This is a genomic window from Pseudomonas folii (genome assembly GCF_014357575.1).
Classification (GTDB): domain Bacteria; phylum Pseudomonadota; class Gammaproteobacteria; order Pseudomonadales; family Pseudomonadaceae; genus Aquipseudomonas; species Aquipseudomonas folii.
Genome location: NZ_JACONW010000267.1, coordinates 1 through 3,575 on the forward strand (window position 1 = coordinate 1; position 3,575 = coordinate 3,575).

Consider the following 3,575-nt stretch of genomic DNA (forward strand, 5'->3'; position numbering starts at 1 on the left):
GGTCCCACGACGATTCCCTGTTAATGAATCACGCCTCTTGATAGCTCTCAATGGACGGGCAGGCGCAGATCAGGTTGCGGTCGCCGAACACGTTGTCGACGCGGCCAACCGGTGGCCAGTATTTGCCATCGATCAAGGACTCAACTGGATACACCGCCTGCTCGCGGCTGTACGGGTGGGTCCACTCGCCGACGATTTCCGCCGCGGTGTGCGGGGCGTTTTTCAGCGGGTTGTCTTCCTTGTCCAGTACGCCGCTTTCCACTGCACGGATCTCTTCGCGGATCTTGATCATGGCGTCGCAGAAACGGTCCAGTTCTTCTCTGGATTCGCTTTCGGTCGGCTCGATCATCAAGGTGCCAGCAACCGGGAAAGACATGGTTGGCGCGTGGAAGCCGAAGTCGATCAGACGTTTGGCGACGTCATCAACGCTGATGCCGCTGGTTTCTTTCAACGGACGCAGGTCAAGGATGCACTCGTGAGCCACCAGACCGCTGCTGCCGGTGTAGAGCACCGGATAGTGTTCTTCCAGGCGGCGAGAGATGTAGTTGGCGTTAAGGATTGCCAGTTGCGAAGCGCGTTTGAGGCCTTCGCCACCCATCATGCTGATGTACATCCAGGTGATCGGCAGGATGCTGGCGCTGCCGAATGGCGCTGCGCAGACCGCGCCTTCCTTGCGTGCCATGGTGGCGTGGCCCGGCAGGAATGGGGTCAGGTGCGACTTGACGCCAATCGGGCCAACGCCCGGGCCGCCACCGCCGTGAGGGATGCAGAAGGTCTTGTGCAGGTTCAGGTGGGAAACGTCGCCGCCGAACTTGCCCGGTGCGCAGAGGCCGACCATGGCGTTCATGTTGGCGCCGTCGATGTAAACCTGACCGCCGTTGTCGTGAACGATGGCGCAGATTTCACGGATGCCTTCTTCAAATACGCCGTGAGTCGACGGGTAAGTGATCATGATCGCGGCCAGATGATCGCGGTGCTCGATGGCTTTGGCGCGCAGGTCTTCGATGTCGACGTTGCCACGGGCATCGCACGCAGTCACAACAACGCGCATGCCAGCCATGTTGGCGGTGGCCGGGTTAGTGCCGTGAGCCGATTGCGGAATCAGACAGATGTCGCGGCGCTCGTCGCCACGGCTCTGGTGATAGGCACGGATCGCCAGCAGACCGGCGTATTCGCCTTGGGAGCCAGCGTTAGGCTGCAGCGAGATCGAGTCGTAACCGGTCGCCGCGCAGAGCATCGCTTCCAGTTCGTCGGTGAGTTGCTGATAGCCCGCGCTTTGTTCGGCAGGAGCGAACGGGTGCAGGTTACCGAATTCAGCCCAGGTCACCGGGATCATTTCGCTGGCAGCGTTGAGTTTCATGGTGCACGAGCCCAGCGGGATCATGGTGCGATCCAGCGCCAGGTCTTTGTCGGCCAGTTTGCGCAGATAGCGCATCAGCTCTGTTTCAGAGTGATAGCGGTTGAACACTGGGTGGCTGAGGATCGCCGACTCACGCAACAGTGCTTGCGGCAGGCGAGCTTCAACACTTTGTTCCAGTGCCGCGAAGTCCGGCAGGGTTTGCCCGTCACCGGCGAAGATCGCCCACAGGTCTTCGACCGATGCTTGCGAGGTGGTCTCGTCCAGCGACAGGCCAAGACGCTGAGCGTCGATTTCCCGCAGATTGATCTGCTTGGCGCGAGCCTTGGCATGCAGCGCTGCAGTATCGGCGCCGGTGTTCACGGTCACGCTGTCGAAGAAGTACTGCTGCTCGACGTTCAAGCCCAACTGGCTCAGGCCTTTGGCGAAAATGGCCGTCAACTGATGCACGCGGTTGGCGATTTGCGTCAGGCCGCGCGGGCCGTGGTAAACAGCGTACATGCTGGCGATGTTGGCCAGCAGCACCTGGGCGGTGCAGATGTTGCTGGTGGCTTTCTCGCGACGGATATGTTGTTCGCGGGTCTGCATCGCCAGGCGCAAGGCCTGCTTGCCATGACGGTCCACGGAAACACCCACCAGACGCCCCGGCATGTCGCGCTTGAACGCATCTTTAGTCGAGAAGTAAGCGGCATGCGGGCCGCCGAAACCCAGTGGAACGCCAAAACGCTGGGCGCTGCCGATTGCGACGTCTGCGCCGAATTCACCGGGTGGGGTCAGCAAAGTCAGCGCCAGTAGGTCGGCCGCTACAGCCACCAGTGCATTGGCGGCGTGGAAGCGCTCAACCAGTTCGCGGTAATCAAACAGGTCGCCATTGCTGGCCGGGTATTGCAGCAGAGCGCCGAAGAACGGGCTGACATCGGTCAGCTCTGCTTCGTCAGCCACTACGACGGTAATGCCCAGTGGTTCGGCGCGGGTGCGCAGCACGTCCAGGGTTTGCGGATGGCAGTGGCTGGACGCGAAGAACTGGTGGCTGCTCTTGTTCTTGCTCAGGCGTTTGCAGAAGGTCATGGCTTCGGCAGCAGCGGTGGCTTCGTCGAGCAGCGAGGCGTTGGCGATCGGCAGGCCAGTCAGGTCGCTGATCAGGGTCTGGAAGTTCAGCAGCGATTCCAGACGGCCCTGGGAAATTTCTGGCTGATAAGGCGTGTAGGCCGTGTACCAGGCCGGATTTTCCAGCAGGTTGCGCAGGATCGGCGCAGGCGTGTGGGTGTTGTAGTAGCCCTGACCGATGTAGGTCTTGAACAACTGGTTCTTGCTGGCAATGGCTTTGATCGATGCGAGTGCATCGGCTTCGCTCAGGCCGGGCTCCATGCCCAGTACGCTAGTGCCTTTGATGCTTTCCGGGATGACGCTGGCGCTCAAGGCTTCCAGCGAATCAAAGCCCAGGGTTTGCAGCATGGCCTGCTCGTCAGCGGCGCGTGGGCCGATGTGACGGGCGATGAATTCGTTGGCGGTGCTCAGTTGAATGCGGTCAGTCATGGTCTGCTCCTCAGGCTTCGGCGTTGGCTTTGATCAGGCGGTCGTAGGCGTCCTGATCAAGCAGGCTATCGATAGCGCTGGCGTCTTGGGGAATGAAGCGGAAGAACCAGCCAGCGCCGAGGGCGTCTTCATTGACCAATTCTGGAGTGGCGTCGAGGGCCTGGTTGACTTCAACCACTTCGCCATCGAGCGGCATGTTGATGCTGCTGGCTGCTTTTACCGATTCCACCACAGAAGCTTCGGCGTCTTTGGCGTAGGTCTGCAGTTCAGGGAGTTGCACATAAACCACATCACCCAGAGATTCTTGCGCATAGGGCGTGATGCCTACGGTGACACTGCCATCGGCTTCGGCTCGCAGCCATTCGTGATCGACAGTGAATCGCAACTCGCTCATAAATACTCCTAAGGTGATGTAACGCTCGCGACAGGCGCGATCATTGATGACAATCACTTAGCAAATATGCGGCCAATAATTTATTTTCTTTATAAATCAATTGGTTGATGGTTTTCCGGAAAGCTGCTTTGCGTTTCCCTGTAGCGAAATCGATACGGCATGTATCAGGTTACAAATTCTCGGTGGATCAAAGCCTTGGCGGCTGGGGATATGCCAATGTCGTATTGAAATCGTTACGGTGTATTGGTTTCGATACGGACGAGGGTGGTGCTCAACGATCCCCTGTGG

At 59.2% G+C, this 3,575-nt stretch carries 3 protein-coding genes; all 3 read right to left on the reverse strand.

The annotated features are described in order from the left end of the window. Positions 1–28: 28 nt before the first annotated feature. A complete protein-coding gene (gene gcvP / locus H8S59_RS26470) occupies positions 29–2,893 on the reverse strand; it encodes an aminomethyl-transferring glycine dehydrogenase (protein ID WP_187523327.1) in 2,865 nt (954 codons plus the stop codon). A gap of 10 nt (positions 2,894–2,903) precedes the next feature. Beyond that, the gene (gcvH, locus tag H8S59_RS26475) at positions 2,904–3,287 is read right to left on the reverse strand and encodes a glycine cleavage system protein GcvH (protein ID WP_095101330.1); all 384 of its coding nucleotides are present in this window, start codon (positions 3,285–3,287) and stop codon (positions 2,904–2,906) included. Between the two features lie 96 nt (positions 3,288–3,383). Then, the coding region (locus H8S59_RS26860; RefSeq protein WP_214658486.1) for an FYVE zinc finger domain-containing protein at positions 3,384–3,575 on the reverse strand (192 nt) is incomplete at its 5' end.